Origin of the sequence: Mangrovicella endophytica (assembly GCF_002893625.1) — a bacterium.
Lineage (GTDB): Bacteria > Pseudomonadota > Alphaproteobacteria > Rhizobiales > Rhizobiaceae > Mangrovicella > Mangrovicella endophytica.
Window position 1 is genome coordinate 269,748 of record NZ_PKMZ01000001.1, and the last position, 17,645, is coordinate 287,392.

Sequence of the window (17,645 nt, forward strand, 5' to 3'; positions counted from 1 at the left end):
ACGACATGAGCGACACCATTCATGGAGCGCCGGAGACGAAGGCGCAGACGGGCGAGATCAGCCTGGCCTTCGATCAGTTCATGGAGGCCTTCGAAGGCTTCCGCCAGGCCAATGACGAGCGCCTGGCCGACATCGAGAAGCGAATGAGCGCCGACGTCCTGACCGAGGAAAAGGTCGATCGCATCGGCCGTGCCCTCGACGAACAGGAGAAGCGCGTCGAGCGGCTGCTCCTGAAGGAGATGCGTCCGGCTCTCGATGGCGGCGGCCAGGCCCGGGCGGCGGCGCCGAGCGAACATAAGCAGGCCTTCGAGCGCTATGTCCGCGGGGGTGACGAGCAGTCACTGCGCCGGCTGGAGGAAAAGGCGATGTCAGGCCTCGTTGGCGCCGATGGCGGCTTCCTCGTGCCGGCGGAGACGGAAACGGAGATCGGCCGGCGCCTGGCAGCCATCTCACCGATCCGCTTGATCGCCAGCGTGCGCACGGTCTCCTCGCCCGTGCTGAAGAAGCCGTTCGCGGTCAGCGGTGCGCAGACCGGCTGGGTCGGCGAGACCGACGCACGGCCGGAGACGGCGGCGCCGCAGCTTGCGGAGCTGAGCTTCCCGACCATGGAGCTTTACGCCATGCCGGCGGCGACCAACGCGCTCCTCGACGATGCGGCGGTGGACATCGACCAGTGGATCGGCGACGAGGTGGAGCAGGCCTTTGCCGCCCAGGAGAGCGCCGCCTTCGTCAACGGCAACGGCGTCTCCAAGCCAAAGGGCTTCATGACCTATCCGACCGTCGCTGAATCCGCCTGGGTCTGGGGCTCGGTCGGTTCGGTCTCGACCGGCGTCAACGGCGCGTTTGCAGCGGAGGATGCGAGCGACGCGCTGATCGACCTCGTCTATGCACTGAAGGCCGGCTACCGGCAGAACGCGACCTTCGTGATGAACCGGCGCACCCAGGCAGCGGTGCGCAAGCTGAAGGACGCCGACGGCAACTACCTCTGGCAGGCGCCGGCGAGCGCGGGTGCCAAGGCGACGCTGATGGGCTTTCCGATGGTGGAGGCCGAGGACATGCCGGACATCGCGGCGGGATCGAAGGCCATCGCCTTCGGCGACTTCGCCCGCTTCTACCTCATCGTCGACCGGCAGGGCGTCAGGGTGCTGCGCGACCCGTATTCGGCCAAGCCATACGTTCTCTTCTACACGACCAAGCGGGTCGGCGGCGGCGTCCAGGATTTCGACGCCGCGAAGTTCCTGCGCTTCGCCGCCTGAACTGCGGCAGCCGTCATGAGCACGCGCCGGGCGACGTGCCCGGCGTTCCACCTGATCTGCCGATTCGCCGGAGAGACCATGACGCTGATCGACCTCGGAGGCGATGGCGGCGAGCCGCTTGACCTCGCCGATCTCAAGAGCTGGTGCCGGATCGAGCGCAGTGACGAGGACACGCTGCTGACGGAGCTGATCCGTAGCGCGCGCGAGACGGTGGAGGCGGAGACGGGGCTCGTCCTGATGCCGCGCAGCTTCCGCGTCTCGCTCGATGCTGCGCCATTCGACGGCTGGTGCAGGTTGCCGCGCCGTCCGCTCCGCAGCGTCACCTCGGTCATCGCCTATGATGCCGGCGGGAACGCCCGGCTCTTCGGCACGGCGGACTATAGGCTGACGCGCAACGGCGATGCCGCGGCGATCCGAATGGGGCGGAGCGTCCTGGCCGCCGCTTCCAACGGGCTCGAGATCGAGTTCGAGGCGGGTTTTGCGGAGGGCGCGGCTCCGGCATCGCTGATCCTGGCGATGAAGCGGATCGCAGCAACTGCCTACGAACTGCGCTCGGCGGTGGCGCCCGAGCAGCAGCCTGCGGTGATCCCGGCGGCGGCACGCGAGCTGCTGGCGCCCTTCCGGCCGGTGCGGCTCTGATGGGACGGCTCTTCCTCGATCCCGGGCTCCTGCGTTGGCAGGCCTCGCTGCAGACGGCCGATCTCCTGCCTGATGCGAGCGGCGGTGCGGTGATCAGCTGGCGGGAGGTGGCCCTCATCTCCGTTCATCTGGAGCCCGTGTCCGCCAAGGCGCAGGAGCGGTTCGGCCAACGGGAGGCAACGGTCACGCACCGCGTCATCTGCCGGCACAGGTCTGGCCTGGATCGGGGCATGGCCTTCGTCATCAACGGCAGGCGGCTGATCATCCGGACCGTCCACGATCCCGACGAGGGTGGGCGGTTCCTGCTCTGCCGCTGCGAGGAGGAGGGATGAGCGACCTGATGCCGGGGCTCCGCCGCCTGCGCGCGGCGATCGTCGCGCGGACGCTGGCCGAGGCATCGAGACGGGAGAGCCGCACGACCGACGCTGCGGAGGCGCCGGAGGCGATCCGACCGCGCGACCTGCCGAAAAGCTCGACGCTGCGACGTCTGCTGACCAGCGGCAGTCAAGCAAGATTACGCTTTGTTAACGCCCGGGAACATGAAGAGCCTTCGGACATTTCCCGGACTTAAGTGTCGCTTCATTCCGCTCGGTCAGGATGGCGCAGGCCACTGACTGACCTGCGGCTTCAGGATGAGGGAACTCGGACATGGCGCATCCGAGCGTCGAACTGCAAACAACGATCTTCCAGGCCCTCAGCAGCGATCCGGGCGTGACCAGTCTGCTCGGCGGACCGAAGATCTTCGACCATGTGCCGGAGCGCGCGGCCTTTCCGTATCTGACGCTGGGGCGGACCGCCGTGGTCGATTGGTCGACCGGTACCGAAGACGGCGCCGAGCACATATTGACGCTGCATGTCTGGGCGCGGGGCGGCGGCAAGCGCGAGACCTACGAGATCATGGACAAGGTCACGAGCAAGCTGCACGACGCGCATCTGCCGCTGCAGGGCCACGCGCTGGTGAACCTGCAGCTGCAGTTCGCCGAGGCGCGTCAGGAACCGGACTCGCCGACCTATCACGGCATCCTGCGCTTCCGCGCGGTGACGGAGCCGCTGGCCTGATGCGAGGCGTGCATGCCGCCGAAACCGGCAGGCTGAACGGCTGAGACGGCCTCAGGCGGCGAAACCTCAGAGATGACGAACATGAGGCGGTCTTCGGGCCGCCTTTTTCTTTGCCGGTCTTGGCATGAGCGAAAGGGCAAATGATGGTCGCGCAGCGGGGCAAGGATCTGCTTCTCAAGGTCGACCCGGCCGGGGGATCGGACTTCCAGACGATTGCGGAGCTGAGGGCCCGCCGTATCGCCTTCAACGCCGAGCCGGTGGATGTGACCGATGCCGAGAGCACCGGACGCTGGCGCGAACTGCTCGGCGGCGCCGGCATCCAGCGTGCGGCGCTGTCCGGCTCCGGTATCTTCAAGGATGCGGCGTCGGATGCGGTGGTGCGTCAACTCTTCTTCAACAGCACCATCGGGCGCTTTCAGGCGGTGATCCCGGACTTCGGCACGGTGACTGGTCCTTTCCAGGTGACGGCGCTGGAATATGGCGGCGAGCACAATGGCGAGGTGACCTTCGAGCTGACGCTGGAATCGGCCGGCGCGCTCCAGTTCGCGGCGCTCTGACGATGGCGGCCAATCGGCGCCGCGGCGAGGTGGAGGCGGTGATCGATGGCCGTTCCATGACGCTCTGCCTGACGCTCGGCGCCCTGGCGGAACTGGAGGATGCCTTCGCCGCCGAAGATGTCGGCGCGCTGGCAGCACGGTTCGGCTCGGGCCGGCTGTCGGCGCGCGACCTGACGCGCATCATCGCGGCGGGCCTGCGCGGCGGCGGGACGAGCGTTCGCGACGATGATGTCGCCGCCATGCGCATCGATGGCGGGCTCGCCGGTGCGGCAGCGATTGCGGCCGAGCTTCTGGCCGCCGCCTTTGGCGAAGCGGAGCCGGCGCCGGGAGCCGCCAGCGCAAACCCTTGAGAGCCGCAGCAGGACAGAGCGGTGCTGCCGCTGCGGCTTTTCCCTGGGACGACGTGTTGGCCTTCGCCTTCAGCGTTCTCCACCTCGCGAGCCGCGAGGTGTGGGCGCTGACTCCCCGCGAGATCGCAGCCGCCACGAGGGCCTTTGCCGGTGAGCCGGCACGCCCGCCGAACCGCCAGGTGCTGGACGGCCTGATGCAGCAGTTTCCTGATGGACTCCCGAGGTGATCGATGGATGCCGACGAAACCTTCAACGTCGCGATCGCGGCCGATACGACGGCGCTTGACCGTTCGCTGACGTCGCTTGCCCAGAAGGCGAACGCCTTCGGCTCGGCGATGTCGGGTGCGCTGAAGGGCGCCGTCAGCGGCGGTCGCTCGCTGGACGCGGTGCTGAGCCAGCTGGCGCAGCGCATCGCCGCGATCGCGCTGGACGCCGCACTGAAGCCGCTGGGGCAACTCGCCGGCGGCTTGGCTGGCCAGCTGCTCTCCGGCCTCGGCTCAGCATTTGGCGCGCCGACCAGCGGCGGCATCGTGCCCTTCGCCAAGGGCGGCATCGTCGCCGCGCCGAGCTTCTTTCCCGCCGGCAACCGGACGGGGCTCATGGGCGAGGCGGGTGCCGAGGCGATCCTGCCGCTGCGCCGCGGCAGCGACGGCTCGCTCGGCATCGCGGCCGAAGGCGGCGGTGGCCGCGCGCCGACGATCGTCTTCAACGTGACGACGGCGGATGCGCAGAGCTTCAAGCGCTCCGAGGCGCAGATCCAGGCGATGCTGGCGCGGGCCGCGCAGCGCGGCCGCCGCGGGCTCTGAGGCGGCCATGGCGATCGCCTCCTTCAGCGAAGAGCGCTTCCCACTCCGCGTCGCCTTCGGATCAAGCGGCGGACCGGAGCGGCGGACGGATGTCGTGCGGCTGTCGACCGGCTTCGAGTCGCGCAACCAGCGGCACAGGCATTCGGTGCGCCGCTACGATGCAGGGTCCGGCGTGCGCAGCGTCGACGATCTTCTCGAGGTGCTCGACTTCTTCGAGGCGCGGCGCGGCAAGTTGGTCGGCTTCCGCTTCCGGGACCATCTCGACTGGCAGTCCTGCCGCCGGGGCGGTGCGATCACCGCTCTCGACCAGACACTCGGAACCGGCGACGGCGAGACGCGGCGCTTCGCGCTCATGAAGACGTATGGCTCCGGCGAGGCCTCCTATCAGCGGCCCATCGCCAAGCCGGTGGCCGGCTCGGTTCATGTCGCCGTCGGCGGCGTGGCGCTGGCTGGAGCTAGCTACTCGGTCGACGCCATCGCGGGGATCGTTGAGCTTGCCGCCGCACCTGCGGCCGGCATGGCGATCACCGCCGGCTTTGCCTTCGACGTGCCGGTGCGCTTCGACATCGACCAGCTCTCGGTCAACCTCGCGGCCTTCGAGGCAGGCGATATCCCGACCATCCCCCTGGTGGAAATCCGGCCATGAGAGCGATCCCGGCAGCGCTCCAGGCGCATCTGCGCGTCCAGGCGACAACGCTTAGCCATTGCTGGCGGCTGACGCGAAAGGATGGCGCCGTCCTCGGCTTCACCGATCACGACGAGCCGCTCACCTTCGCGGGGACGCGCTTCGAGGCCGCGACCGGCTTCGAGGCCGGTGAGGCAGAGGCGATGATCGGCCTCGCCGCCGGCACGCAGGAGGTGGAGGGCGCGCTGTCCTCCGCCGCGATCGATGAGGCCGATGTCAGCGCCGGACGCTACGACGGCGCCACCGTCGAGATCTTCATCGCGGACTGGCAGAATCCGCAGGATGCGCATCTCCTGCTCGACGTCGCCGATCTCGGCGAGGTGAAGCGCAGCGGCCCCGCTTTTGCCGCGGAGCTGCGCGGCATCGCCAGCCGCCTCGACCGGGTGCGCGGCCGCATCTACCGGCGGCGCTGTGATGCCGCGCTCGGCGACGAGCGCTGCCGCGCCGACCTCAGCATCCTCGGGCGGACGGTGCTTACCACTGTCTCCGGGGGAGACAGCGAAACGCTGCAGATCGCGACCCAGCCGCTCGGCCGCCCGCTCTCCCACTTCATTGGCGGAAGCATCACCGTGACGGCCGGTGCGGCCTCCGGACTGAGTGGCGAAATCGCCAGCATCGCGCCGTCGAGCGACGGAACGGCGATCGTGATCGTGCCGGTGGAGGCGCTGCGGGCGCTGATCGCGGCCGGCGACGGCGTCCGGCTGACGGTCGGCTGCGACAAGAGCTTCGCCACCTGCCGCGGCCGCTTCGACAACGGCCTCAACTTCCGCGGCTTCCCACATCTGCCGGGGTCAGACGCGGCGCTCGGCTTCGCCAAGGCGGACGGGCTGCACGACGGCGGACCGGTGGTGCCATGAGCGCCGGAGTCCGAGCATCGGTGCTTGCGATCGCCCGCAGCTTCATCGGCACGCCCTATCGCCATCAGGGCAGCCGGCGCGGCGTCGGCTGCGACTGCCTCGGCCTGATCCGCGGCGTCTGGCGCGAGCTCTATGGGAGCGAGCCGGAGGACCCCGGCCCGTACACGCCGGACTGGGCCGAAAGCTCCGGCGAGGACCGGCTGATGGCGGCTGCCCTGCGGCATCTTCGGCCGGTCGCGGTGACCGAGGTGCAGCCTGGCGACGTCCTCCTGTTCCGCTGGTCGGCTGCCGCGGTCAGCAAGCACTGCGGGATCGTCGACGAAGGACAGCGGCTGATCCACGCCTATGAGGGCTCGGCCGTCGTTTCCTCAACGCTCGCTTCCGCCTGGATGCGGCGCATCTCCAGCGCCTTTGCCTTTCCGGAGTAGCCGATGGCAACGATTATTCTCCAGGCAGCAGGCGGCCTGCTGGGGGGCCTGATCGGCGGCCCGTTCGGAGCGGTTCTCGGACGGGCGCTCGGCGGCCTCGGCGGCTATGCGATCGACAGCGCTCTGTTCGGCCAGAGCCGGAGCGTGGAGGGTGCGCGGCTGGGAGCCTCGCGCATTCTGGAAGCCGACGAAGGCGGCGGTATTGCGCGCGTTTACGGGACCGCCCGCGTCGCCGGCCAGATCATCTGGACGACGCGATTCGAGGAGAGCCGCGAGACCGAGCGGCAGGGCGGCAAGGGCAGTGCCGGCGAGACCGAGGTCACCACCTACAGCTACTTCGGCAATGTCGCGATCGGCCTCTGCGAGGGTGTCATTGCCGGCGTGCGGCGCATCTGGGCCGATGGCGAGGAACTGGACCTTGAGGAGATCGAGTTCCGCGTGCATGCCGGCGGTGAGGACCAGCAGCCCGATCCACTGATCGAGCTGAAGCAGGGCGAGGGGAATGCACCCGCCTATCGCGGCCTTGCCTATGTCGTATTCGAGCGGCTGCCGCTGGAGCGCTGGGGCAATCGCATCCCGCAGATCTCCTGCGAGGTGATCCGGCCGATCGGCCAGCTGGAACGGCAGATCCGCGCCGTCACCATCATCCCCGGCGCAACGGAGCACGGGCTCGATCCCAAGCCGGTGCGCGAGCGCGTGGATGACGGGGAGGACCGGACGCTCAACCGCAACGTCCTTTATGGCCGGAGCGACTTCACAGCCTCGCTGGACGAGCTACAGAGGCTCTGCCCAAAGCTGGAGCGCGCGGCGCTGGTGGTCTCCTGGTTCGGCGACGATCTGCGGGCCGGACATTGCACCATCCGCCCTGGTGTCGAGGTCGCAGCACGGGACGAGACGACGGAGTGGCGGGTCGGCGGCATCGGACGAGCAGGCGCACGTCTGATCAGCCGCTATGCCGGTGGACCGGCCTTCGGCGGCACGCCGAGCGACGGAGGCGTTGCCCGGGCGATCGCTGATCTGACCGCGCGCGGACTGAAGGTCACCTTCTACCCCTTCGTGATGATCGACATCGCGCAGGGCAACGCACTGCCGGACCCCTATGGCGGCGTCGAGCAGGCGCCGTTCCCCTGGCGGGGTCGCATCACGCTCGACGTTGCAACCGGCCGCGCCGGATCGCCGGACGGCACGGCGGCGGCAGGGGCGGCGGTGACCGCGTTCCTCGGGGCGGCAGCGGCCGATGACTTCGACGTCGAGGGTCCGGGCGAGGTCGCGTATCGCGGCCCTGTCGAATGGAGCTATCGACGCATGGTGCTGCACCAGGCGCATCTCTGCGCCAGCGCCGGCGGTGTCGCTGCCTTCGTCATCGGCTCGGAGCTGCGGGGCCTGACGCGCATCCGCGACGCGGCAGGCCGCTTCCCCTTCGTCGAAGGCCTCATGGCGCTCGCTGGCGACGTGAAGGCGATCCTGCCGGACGCGACGATCACCTATGCTGCCGACTGGAGCGAGTATTTCGGCTACCATCCGGACGATGGCTCGGGCGACGTCTTCTTCAACCTCGATCCGCTGTGGGCGAACCCCGCGATCGGCGCCGTCGGCATCGACAACTATCTGCCGCTGACTGACTGGCGGACGGAGGATTGGGACGGCGGCGGTGATGCCTCCAGCCCCTACGATTCCGCCGCGCTTGCCGCCGGCATCGCCGGCGGCGAATACTTCGACTGGTACTATGCCGACGAGGGCGAACGTGCGCAGCGGCTGCGCCGACCGATCAGCGATGGCGCGGCCGGCAAGCCCTGGGTGTTCCGCCCGAAGGATCTCGTCGGCTGGTGGAGCAGCCGGCATTTCGACCGCCGCGGCGGGATCGAGGTCGCGCAGCCATCGGCCTGGGACCCGAAGTCGAAGCCGATCTGGTTCACCGAGCTCGGTTGCCCTGCCATCGACAAGGGCGCCAACCAGCCGAACGTCTTCGTCGATCCGAAGTCATCAGAGGATGCGCTGCCGCATCGCTCCGCGGGTGCGCGCGACGACCTGATGCAGCGCAGCTTCCTGGAAGCGCATCTGCGGCGGTGGGATGAGGGTGATCCAAGCTTCGAAGAGGCCAGAAATCCTGTGTCGCCGCTGTACGGCGGGCGCATGGTGGATGCTGCAGCGATCCACCTGTGGACGTGGGATGCCAGGCCCTATCCCGCCTTTCCGGTGCGGTCAGACGTCTGGAGCGACGGCGCCAACTGGAAACGAGGACACTGGCTGACGGGCCGGCTCGGCAATGCGCCTGTCGATGCGTTGATCGCCACGCTGCTGGCCGACCACGGCCTTACTGTCGTCGATGCCTCAGATGTGGCGGCCTGCGTCGGCGGTTATGTCATCGGCGAGCCCGGCACGGCGCGCGAACAGCTGGAGGGGCTGCTTCGGCTGACGGGGACGAGCGTCTTCGCCTCGGCCGGTGGTCTCGTCTTCCGCTCGCAACGGCACGGCCGTGTGCCGCAGCTTCTGGACAGCCTCGTCGACGAAGACGATGTGCCGCTGCTCGAGCTTCGGCGAAGCCAGGCCGAGGAAACGCCGGAGGAGGTCCTCATTGGCTATCAGGATCCGGCACGATCCTACCAGCCGGCCGCCGCGGAAGCCGGTATCGGAGCCACAACGGTGCGGCGGCAGGACCGCATCGTCCTGCCGGTTACGCTGAGCGAGGAGGAGGCCCGGCGGTTCGCGCGAGGGGCGCTGGCCGATGGCCTCGCGTCACGCGACACGGCGCGTTTGCAGCTCTCGCCGGCGCTGGTCGGGATCGAGCCGGGCGAGGTGGTCTGGCTGGAGCAGACGCCCGGCCGATGGCAGGTCACCCGGATTGAATCAGGGTTGGCACGCCGCCTGGAACTGCGGCGCCTGCCGGGGCAGCAAGCGGAAACGGTGGATGAAGAGCCAACCGGTGGACTGACGCTGCTGCGCCCGACGATCCCCTCGCGCCCGCTGGTACATTATCTCGACCTGCCGATGCCGGAGGGCGGCGCGCCGACCGATGGTGCGCGCATCGCGGTTCACTCCCGACCGTGGTCGCCCTGGAGCGTCTCGGCATCGGTGGAGGAGATGGGCTTCAGTCGACGCGGGACCGTCAGCGATCCGGCCACGGTCGGTCGCTCGACGACGGCGTTACCGCCCGGCCCGGAAGCGGCTCTTGACCGCATGAATGTCATCGAGGTCGAGCTCTCCCGCGGCGCGCTGTTCAGCATCTCGCGAGATCGCCTGGACGCCGGCGGCAATCTCTGCGCCGTCGCCTGCGGGAACGGCGGTTGGGAGGTGCTGCAGTTCGAGACGGCCGATGAGGTCGCGCCGCGTCGCTTCCGCCTGGCAGGACTGGTTCGGGCGCTAGGTGGCACCGAGGATGCGATGAACGCCGGCGCCGCGGTCGGTGCGGCCTTCGTGCTGCTCGATGGTGCGACGCCCGCGATCGGCATCACCGCTGCCGAGATCGGCCGTCGCCTGTTCTGGCAGGTGTCGCCGGCCGGATATCGGCTGGGCAACATCGCTGCGGAGACGCGCGCCGTTGCGCTCGGCCGCCGTGCCGTCCTGCCGCTGTCGCCGGTGCATCTTCGCGGTGTCTTCCGCCCCTCCGGTGCGCTTGAGCTCAGCTGGATCCGCCGCACGCGCACCGGTGGAAACGGCTGGGACGGCATCGACGTGCCGCTCGGCGAGGAGATCGAGCGCTACCGCGTCACGGTGTCGGCCGAAGCCGGTCAGGTTGTGCGAGACACCGAAACCGCAGCCCTGAACCTGACGGCGGCCGAACAGGTCGATGGCTTCGGCGGTCTGCCGGCTGGCCTCACGGTCACGGTCGCGCAACTCAGCCTCACCCATGGACCGGGCACAGGCCGAACGCAGCGCTTCGAGCGCCCACTCTGAACTCGCAACTCACGAAAGGAGAGCCGCGATGGAAGACACGAAATCCTGGTACCAGTCGAAGACGATCTGGGGGAGCCTCGTCTCGCTCGGTGTCGCTCTGGCAAGCTTCTTCGGCGTCGACATCGAGGGATCGACGAGCGATGCGCTGATCCTCGCGCTCGGCAATGCCGCGACTGCAGTGGGCGCTGTGGTCGCGATCATCGGCCGCATCAGGGCCGAAAAGAGCATTCGCTGATCGCGAACTTGCCGGATGCTCGAAGCGTACGCGGAAGGACTTGCATCCCGACGCTATTCATTCGGCATTCAGCGACTATGATCTAGGAGGAGAGACGATCCGATCAGGCAGGTCATGACCCGATTTCTCCCCTTCTTCTACCGTCTCGCCGTCGCTTCGGCCGCCTGTCTCATCGCAGCGGCATCGGCTTCGTCGGCGCCGCGGATGCATGACATGCTGACTGACCCCATGGGCTCGTTCAACAGAGCACTGGAGGAACCGGAAGGCGGCCGGAAGACCTTCCGCGTCGCCGCCGCGGATTGCTCGAGTGCGGCTGCGGAAGCGGCTGCCCAGACCGGCGGCCAGGTGCTTTCGGTTTCCAGTCGCACCCAAAATGGACGGACCGTCTGCGTCGTGACTGTGCTGGTGCCCGGCGCGGATGGGGAGCGGCCCCGCAAGACCACCGTCACGATCCGGCAGTAGTCGCGGCGACCAGCAAGGACCGGAAGGGGCAGCATGCGCATTCTCGTCGTGGAGGACGACCGCAATCTCAATCGCCAGCTCCAGGAGGTGCTGACCGGCGCCGGCTATGTCTGCGACAAGGCCTACGATGGAGAGGAGGGGCACTTCCTCGGCGACACCGAGACCTATGACGCCGTCATCCTCGACATCGGCCTTCCCGCCATGGACGGCATCAGCGTGCTCGAACGCTGGCGCCGCGACGGCCGCGCCATGCCCGTCCTGATCCTCACCGCGCGTGATCGCTGGAGCGACAAGGTCGCGGGCATCGACGCCGGGGCCGACGATTACGTGACGAAGCCCTTCCATGTGGAGGAAGTGCTGGCGCGGGTTCGGGCGCTGATCCGCCGGGCAGCCGGCCATGCCTCGTCGGAGATCCATTGCGGGCCGCTGCGCCTCGATACGAAGGCATCGCGCGTGACGCTGAACGGCAGCCCATTGAAGCTCACCTCCCACGAGTACCGGCTGCTCGACTACCTGATGCATCACAAGGGCCAGATCGTCTCGCGCAGCGAGCTGATCGAGCACCTTTACGACCAGGACTTCGACCGTGATTCGAACACGGTGGAGGTCTTCGTCGGACGCCTGCGCAAGAAGATCGGCAACGACCTGATCGAGACGGTGCGCGGGCTCGGCTACAGGATGCAGGATGCTGAAGCGAGCCATTGATTCGCTCGCTGTCCGCGTCATCGTTCTGTCCAGCCTCTGGGCGGTGGCGGCGCTGGTCGCGGCCGGCGGCCTGATCTCCACCCTCTACCAGCAGACGGCCTCGCGCGGCTTCGAGGACCTCCTCATCGCGCAGCTCTACAACATCGTGAACAGCGTCTCGGCCAACGCGCTCGGGCGACTCGAGGGCTCCCCCGACCTCGGCGACCTGCGCTATTCGCAGCCGCTGTCCGGCTGGTACTGGGAGGTCGTGCCGGCCAATGCCGAGACGTCCGGCCGGCTGTCGTCGGTGTCGCTCGGCGCCTCCGAAATCCAGGCGCCGCCCATCCAGCTGGTCCCTTTCGACTTCAACTACCGCCGCGACTATCTCGCCGAAGGCCTCGATGGCGAGCAGGTGCAGGTCGTGGAGACCGAGGTCGTGCTGGACGGCGCCAACCACACCGCGCGGTTCCGCGTCATGGGCAATGCCAGCGTCGTGACCGCGGACGTCCGTCAGTTCAACAACATGATCGCGCTTTATCTCGGCTTCGTGGGCATCGGCTCGGTGCTCGTGAATGCCGTGGCGATCCTTCTCGGCCTGCGGCCGCTGGCGCGCGTGCGCAAGTCGCTCGGCGATGTTCGCAATGGCCGGGCCGATCGCCTGCGCGGCACCTTTCCGGCGGAGATCCGGCCGCTGACGGTGGAGATGAACGCCCTCATCGACAACAACCGCCGGCTGGTGGAGCGCGCCCGCACGCAGGTGGGCAATCTCGCCCACTCACTGAAGACCCCGATCGCCGTCATGATGAACGAGGCGAAAGCGATCGGCGGCGAGCGCGGCCAGATCGTTGCCGACCAGAGCGAGGTGATGCGCGTACAGGTGCAGCACTATCTCGACCGTGCGCGGGTTGCGGCGCAATCGGAAGGCGCGGTGTTTCGTACGCCGGTCAAGCCGGCGCTGGAGCGGTTGGTGCGCGTGATTGCCAAGCTGAACCCGCAGTTGACGATCGAGCTGGCGCCGATGGGCGAGGATCTCGTCTTTGCGGGCGAGCGCCAGGACTACGAGGAAATCGTCGGAAACCTCCTCGAAAATGCTTCCAAATGGACGAGGTCGAAGGTACGGGTGACAGCGCGGCCGGCGGTAAGCGGCAGCGTGTCGACGCTCGTCGAGGACGACGGGCCGGGCTTGAGCCAAGCCGAGATCGCCGAAGCGCTGAAGCGCGGCCGGCGGCTGGATGAAGCGCGACCCGGCAGCGGGCTTGGCCTCTCGATCGTCGCCGACACGGTGCGCGAATATCGTGGATCGCTGGAACTGTCGCGGTCCGAGCTCGGCGGCCTGAAGGCCGAGATCGTGCTGCCGCGTGCCCTCGGCGATGAGATTGCTTCATAGATGACGTCCGCCCGCACCCCGGCCCGAACTCTCCGGCACCGGTTTCCGGCCAAGCCTCGATCGCTGGGGCGGCTTGCCATTGTGGCGGTGCTGCTGCCTCTCGCGGGCTGCGTCACCGGTGGGCGCGAGGCGCTGGTGCCCACGTCCGAAGGAGTCACGGCGCTTGGCGACGGCCTGCTCGGCAGCGCCGGCGTGAAGCTGACGGGCGAAGCGCGCGCCAAGTCGCTGGAAGCCGAGTATCAGGCACTGCAGTTTGGTCCGGTCGGCCAGCCCGTGCCGTGGGATGAAGGCGGCTACCATGGCGAAGTGGTGCCGACGCAGCTCTACCGTGTCGGTACGCAAGACTGCCGCGGCTATTCGCACACGCTGACGCGGAGCGGCAAGACGGTGAAGAACAGCGGCACCGCCTGCAAGACGGGCGACGGCGTCTGGATGCCGATCACCTGAACGGCGCCGATTGGCGAGGCAGTTCACCAGTTCCCGCGAGCGGCGAATGCATGTGTCCTATGCGGCAGTCCGGAGTCATTCCAGACTTCCCGAGGCGGTCCGCAATGCCGTATAGGGTGGCCCATGTTCTTCTGGGTCATTGCGGCCGCGCTGACCGCGCTCGCCACCATCGCTGCGCTGTTGCCGCTGCTGCGTTCGGCAGCGCCTGCTCGACCCGCCGCTGCCGCTCATGACGCGGAGGTGTATCGCGCCCAGCTCGGCGAGCTGAATGATGACATCGCCCGCGGCACCATCGCAGCGTTCGAGGCTGAAACAGCCCGTGCCGAGATCGGACGTCGGCTTCTCCGCGCATCGGGCAAAGCTGCAGCCGAGGGGGCCTCACACGGCGCCAGCCGCTCGACGCTGATCGGGGCGACTCTGGCCGTGGTTGTGCTACTGCCGCTGTCCTCGATCGGTCTCTATGCCTATCTCGGCTCGGCGGGCTTGCCGGATCTGCCGCTGGCTGAACGCGCCGCCCCGAGCGGAGGCCGCGATGTTGCATCGCTGGTGGCACAGGCCGAGGAGCGGCTGCGGACCAATCCGAACGATGGTCAGGGCTGGGCCGTGCTCGCGCCGATCTATCTGCGCATGGAACGGCCGATGGATGCCGAGCGCGCCTTCCGAAACGCAACACGGCTCCTCGGCGCGACCGCCGATCGCGAGGCCGGCTTGGGCGAAGCGCTCACGCAGATCGCCGGCGGCGAGGTGACCGACGATGCGCGCGCCGCCTTTGAGCGGGCGCTGGCGCTGAACGCCTCCTATCTGCCCGCCCGGTTCTTCCTTGCGCTGGACCTGTCGCAGGAGAACCGTCTCGACGCAGCGCTGGTGGCCTGGCAGGACCTGATCGACAAGAGCCCGGCCGAGGCGCCCTGGCTGCCGATCGCCAATGCGGCGATCGCCGATGCACGCCAGAAGCGTGCCGCGGCAGGCAACGGCGCGCCGGCCCAGCCGCCGGCCTCCATCGCTCAGGAAGCGCCAGCCCCGGGCTCGACAGCGGCGGCGCGCGGGCCGACGGGCGAGGACATCGCCGCGGCCGCCGACCTGTCGGCGGGCGACCGCCGCGCGATGATCGAAGGCATGGTCGCGCAGCTCGCCAGCCGCCTGAAAACCGCCCCGAACGATGTCGAAGGATGGAAGCGGCTGATCCGCTCCTACACGGTTCTCGGTGAGGGCGAGAAGGCAGCGACAGCCTTTGGCGAGGCAAAAGCCTCGTTCCCGGCATCGTCTGCCGAGGCGCAGGCACTGGCCGAATTCGGGCGCGAGCTCGGTCTTTCATCACCGACGGGAACAGCTACACAATGACCCGGAAGCAGAAGCGGCTCGCCTCGATTGGCGGTGTGATGCTGGTGATCGCCGTTGCGGCGGGACTGGTCCTGACCGCGCTGTCGGACAGCGTCGCCTATTTCCGCTCCCCGAGCGACATCGCCGCCGAGGCGCCCGGCCCGTCACAGCGTGTCCGGCTCGGCGGGCTGGTGCAGGAGGGCACGGTTCAGCGCGGCGGTTCCGATACGGTGCGCTTCAGCGTCACCGATACGGTGGAGAGCGTGCCGGTCGTCTATCGCGGCCTGCTTCCCGATCTCTTCCGCGAGGGGCAGGGCGTGGTGGCGGAAGGGACGCTCGGCCCGGATCATGTCTTCGTCGCCGACACCGTGCTCGCCAAGCATGACGAGAACTACATGCCCAAGGAAGTCGTCGACGACCTGAAGGCCCGCGGCCTCTGGGAAGAGGGCAAAGGGATGGTCAAGGCATCGGGCGGCGAGGATGCCGCGCCGGCGCCCGTCGCCGCCGGCAGTGTGGAGGCGTCCGGCTCATGATCGTCGAAACTGGTCATTATGCGCTGATCCTAGCCCTGTCGCTGGCGCTGATCCAGTCCGTCCTGCCGCTCGTCGGCGCCCGCATCGGCGACGCCCGCATGATGGAAACCGGACGAAGCACCGCCGTCGGCGGCTTCCTGCTGCTGGCCCTGTCCTTCACGGCGCTTGTCGTCGCCTATGGCACGTCCGACTTCTCGGTCCTCAATGTCTTCGCGAACTCGCATTCGCAGCAGCCGCTCATCTACAAGCTGACAGCGACTTGGGGAAACCACGAGGGCTCGATGCTCCTCTGGGTGCTGATCCTCGGCTTCTTCGGCGCGCTGGTCGCAGCCTTCGGCCGCGACCTGCCGGAGAGCCTGCGGGCCAACGTCCTGTCGGTGCAGGCGTGGATCACCTCCGCCTTCCTTCTTTTCATCCTGACGACGTCGAACCCCTTCACCCGGCTGGTGCCGACTCCGCCCGAGGGGCAGGATCTCAACCCGATCCTGCAGGATATCGGCCTCGCCATTCACCCGCCGCTTCTCTATCTCGGCTATGTCGGCTTCTCGATCGCCTTCTCCTTCGCCGTCGCGGCTCTGATCGACGGCCGCGTCGATGCGGCTTGGGCGCGGTGGGTGCGGCCGTGGACGCTGGCGGCCTGGATTTTCCTGACCTGCGGCATCGCCGTCGGCTCCTACTGGGCCTATTACGAGCTCGGATGGGGCGGCTGGTGGTTCTGGGACCCTGTCGAGAATGCCTCCTTCATGCCATGGCTGTCGGGCACGGCGCTGCTCCACTCGGCGCTGGTCATGGAGAAGCGCTCGGCGCTGAAGATCTGGACGATCCTGCTCGCGATCCTGACCTTTTCGCTGTCGCTGCTCGGCACCTTCCTGGTCCGCTCGGGCGTGCTGACCTCCGTACACGCCTTCGCGACCGATCCCGCGCGCGGCGTCTTCATCCTCGCCATCCTCTGCCTCTTCATCGGCGGTTCGCTGGCACTGTTTGCTCTGCGTGCCTCGTCGCTGGAGACCGGCGGGCTGTTCGCGCCGATCAGCCGCGAGGGTTCGCTCGTCCTGAACAACCTCTTCCTGACGACCGCTGCCGCGACCGTGCTGATCGGCACGCTCTACCCGCTGTTTCTCGACGTCCTCGGCGGCGCGAAGATCTCGGTCGGCGCTCCGTTCTTCAACCTGACCTTCGGTCCGCTGATGGTGCCGCTGCTCTTCGCGGTGCCCTTCGGCCCATTGCTGGCGTGGAAGCGGGGCGATCTGCTTGGCGCCGCGCAGCGCCTCTATGCCGCCGCGGGCGCAGCGCTGCTCGCCGTCATTCTCGTGATCGCCTTCACGCGCGGCGTGGCGGTGCTGGCGGCGCTGGGCATCGGCCTCTCGGCCTGGCTCATGGTGGGCAGCTTCGTCGATCTTTGGGAGCGCGCCAACTTCAGGCGTGCCGGGTTCAGGATCGGGCTATCGCGGCTGGCCGGTCTGCCGCGCTCGGCCTTCGGCACGGCGATCGCGCATTTCGGGCTCGGCGCCACGCTGCTCGGCATCGTCGGCGCCAGTGCTTTCGGCACCGAGGTCATCACGACGATGAAGCCGGGCGACACCGTTGCCGCCGGCGGCTACGAGATCCGCTTCGAAGGCCTGTCCCAGCGCACCGGTCCGAACTTCACCGCCGAGGTCGGCACGTTCCGGCTGATGCGCGGTAACGCGGAGTCGGGCACGCTCGAAAGCAGCCGGCGCCTCTACACCGCCCGGCAGATGCCGACCACCGAAGCCGGGATCCGGACGCGGCTGTTCTCGCAGCTCTACCTGTCGCTTGGCGATGCTGATGCGAATGGCGGCGCAACGGTGGTGCGCATCTGGCACAAGCCGCTGGTGACGCTGATCTGGCTCGGCGCGCTGGTGATGGCCGGCGGCGGTATCGTCTCGCTCGCCGACCGGCGCCTGCGAATCGGCGCACCGGCCCGCCGCCGTCACGGCAAGGCGAAACCGGCTGGAGCGACGGCTTGATGCTGCCGAGCTCCGGAAGGCTCAGACGATCGCCGAATGGGCGCGCGTCCCGCGTTCG

21 protein-coding genes are annotated in these 17,645 nt (G+C 68.4%); all 21 read left to right on the plus strand.

Annotated features, from left to right (window positions below):
* Positions 1-5: 5 nt before the first annotated feature.
* The 21 genes from C0R46_RS01235 to C0R46_RS01335 all read left to right on the plus strand — a co-directional run bounded on the left by C0R46_RS01235 (position 6) and on the right by C0R46_RS01335 (position 17,587).
* The gene (locus tag C0R46_RS01235) at positions 6-1,256 is read left to right on the plus strand and encodes a phage major capsid protein (RefSeq protein WP_102957763.1); all 1,251 of its coding nucleotides are present in this window, start codon (positions 6-8) and stop codon (positions 1,254-1,256) included.
* A 78-nt stretch (positions 1,257-1,334) separates the two neighbouring features.
* Entirely contained in the window at positions 1,335-1,895 is a 561-nt protein-coding gene (locus C0R46_RS01240; RefSeq protein ID WP_157944517.1) for a head-tail connector protein, read from the plus strand.
* On the plus strand, positions 1,895-2,227 hold the full coding sequence (locus C0R46_RS01245) for a phage head closure protein (protein ID WP_102957765.1): 333 nt from the start codon (positions 1,895-1,897) through the stop codon (positions 2,225-2,227). The genes C0R46_RS01240 and C0R46_RS01245 overlap by 1 nt, the downstream gene beginning before the upstream one ends.
* A complete protein-coding gene (locus C0R46_RS01250; protein ID WP_102957766.1) occupies positions 2,224-2,466 on the plus strand; it encodes a hypothetical protein in 243 nt (80 codons plus the stop codon). Before C0R46_RS01245 ends, C0R46_RS01250 begins: the two co-directional genes overlap by 4 nt.
* A gap of 77 nt (positions 2,467-2,543) precedes the next feature.
* Complete coding sequence (locus C0R46_RS01255; RefSeq protein WP_102957767.1) at positions 2,544-2,954, plus strand: DUF3168 domain-containing protein; 411 nt, start codon at positions 2,544-2,546, stop codon at positions 2,952-2,954.
* Between the two features lie 143 nt (positions 2,955-3,097).
* Positions 3,098-3,511 carry a phage major tail protein, TP901-1 family gene (locus tag C0R46_RS01260; protein WP_102958551.1) on the plus strand — a complete coding sequence of 138 codons (414 nt, stop codon included), beginning with the start codon at positions 3,098-3,100 and terminating at the stop codon, positions 3,509-3,511.
* 2 nt (positions 3,512-3,513) lie between these two features.
* Positions 3,514-3,861 carry a gene transfer agent family protein gene (locus C0R46_RS01265; RefSeq protein WP_102957768.1) on the plus strand — a complete coding sequence of 116 codons (348 nt, stop codon included), beginning with the start codon at positions 3,514-3,516 and terminating at the stop codon, positions 3,859-3,861.
* A 98-nt stretch (positions 3,862-3,959) separates the two neighbouring features.
* Entirely contained in the window at positions 3,960-4,088 is a 129-nt protein-coding gene (locus C0R46_RS21025) for a phage tail assembly chaperone (protein ID WP_245413419.1), read from the plus strand.
* 3 nt (positions 4,089-4,091) lie between these two features.
* Positions 4,092-4,667, plus strand: coding sequence for a phage tail tape measure protein (locus C0R46_RS01275; RefSeq protein WP_102957770.1), 576 nt, complete (start codon positions 4,092-4,094; stop codon positions 4,665-4,667).
* 7 nt (positions 4,668-4,674) lie between these two features.
* Positions 4,675-5,313: a DUF2460 domain-containing protein gene (locus tag C0R46_RS01280; RefSeq protein WP_102957771.1), complete on the plus strand. Its 639-nt coding sequence runs from the start codon at positions 4,675-4,677 to the stop codon at positions 5,311-5,313.
* Positions 5,310-6,209 carry a DUF2163 domain-containing protein gene (locus C0R46_RS01285; RefSeq protein ID WP_102957772.1) on the plus strand — a complete coding sequence of 300 codons (900 nt, stop codon included), beginning with the start codon at positions 5,310-5,312 and terminating at the stop codon, positions 6,207-6,209. The genes C0R46_RS01280 and C0R46_RS01285 overlap by 4 nt, the downstream gene beginning before the upstream one ends.
* Positions 6,206-6,637, plus strand: a complete 432-nt coding sequence (locus C0R46_RS01290) for an NlpC/P60 family protein (RefSeq protein ID WP_102957773.1) — start codon at positions 6,206-6,208, stop codon at positions 6,635-6,637. Before C0R46_RS01285 ends, C0R46_RS01290 begins: the two co-directional genes overlap by 4 nt.
* A 3-nt stretch (positions 6,638-6,640) precedes the next feature.
* Positions 6,641-10,531, plus strand: a complete 3,891-nt coding sequence (locus tag C0R46_RS01295; protein WP_102957774.1) for a baseplate multidomain protein megatron — start codon at positions 6,641-6,643, stop codon at positions 10,529-10,531.
* A gap of 28 nt (positions 10,532-10,559) precedes the next feature.
* Entirely contained in the window at positions 10,560-10,766 is a 207-nt protein-coding gene (locus tag C0R46_RS01300) for a hypothetical protein (protein ID WP_102957775.1), read from the plus strand.
* A 213-nt stretch (positions 10,767-10,979) separates the two neighbouring features.
* A complete protein-coding gene (locus tag C0R46_RS01305) occupies positions 10,980-11,228 on the plus strand; it encodes a hypothetical protein (protein ID WP_280952984.1) in 249 nt (82 codons plus the stop codon).
* A gap of 33 nt (positions 11,229-11,261) precedes the next feature.
* Positions 11,262-11,933, plus strand: coding sequence for a response regulator transcription factor (locus tag C0R46_RS01310; RefSeq protein ID WP_102957776.1), 672 nt, complete (start codon positions 11,262-11,264; stop codon positions 11,931-11,933).
* Positions 11,914-13,299, plus strand: a complete 1,386-nt coding sequence (locus tag C0R46_RS01315) for an ATP-binding protein (RefSeq protein WP_102957777.1) — start codon at positions 11,914-11,916, stop codon at positions 13,297-13,299. The genes C0R46_RS01310 and C0R46_RS01315 overlap by 20 nt, the downstream gene beginning before the upstream one ends.
* Complete coding sequence (locus C0R46_RS01320; protein ID WP_157944518.1) at positions 13,300-13,746, plus strand: hypothetical protein; 447 nt, start codon at positions 13,300-13,302, stop codon at positions 13,744-13,746.
* Positions 13,747-13,869: 123 nt separating this feature from the next.
* Positions 13,870-15,087, plus strand: a complete 1,218-nt coding sequence (ccmI, locus tag C0R46_RS01325) for a c-type cytochrome biogenesis protein CcmI (RefSeq protein WP_102957779.1) — start codon at positions 13,870-13,872, stop codon at positions 15,085-15,087.
* Positions 15,084-15,599: a cytochrome c maturation protein CcmE gene (gene ccmE / locus C0R46_RS01330; protein ID WP_102957780.1), complete on the plus strand. Its 516-nt coding sequence runs from the start codon at positions 15,084-15,086 to the stop codon at positions 15,597-15,599. The genes ccmI and ccmE overlap by 4 nt, the downstream gene beginning before the upstream one ends.
* On the plus strand, positions 15,596-17,587 hold the full coding sequence (locus C0R46_RS01335; protein ID WP_102957781.1) for a heme lyase CcmF/NrfE family subunit: 1,992 nt from the start codon (positions 15,596-15,598) through the stop codon (positions 17,585-17,587). The genes ccmE and C0R46_RS01335 overlap by 4 nt, the downstream gene beginning before the upstream one ends.
* Positions 17,588-17,645: the final 58 nt, after the last annotated feature.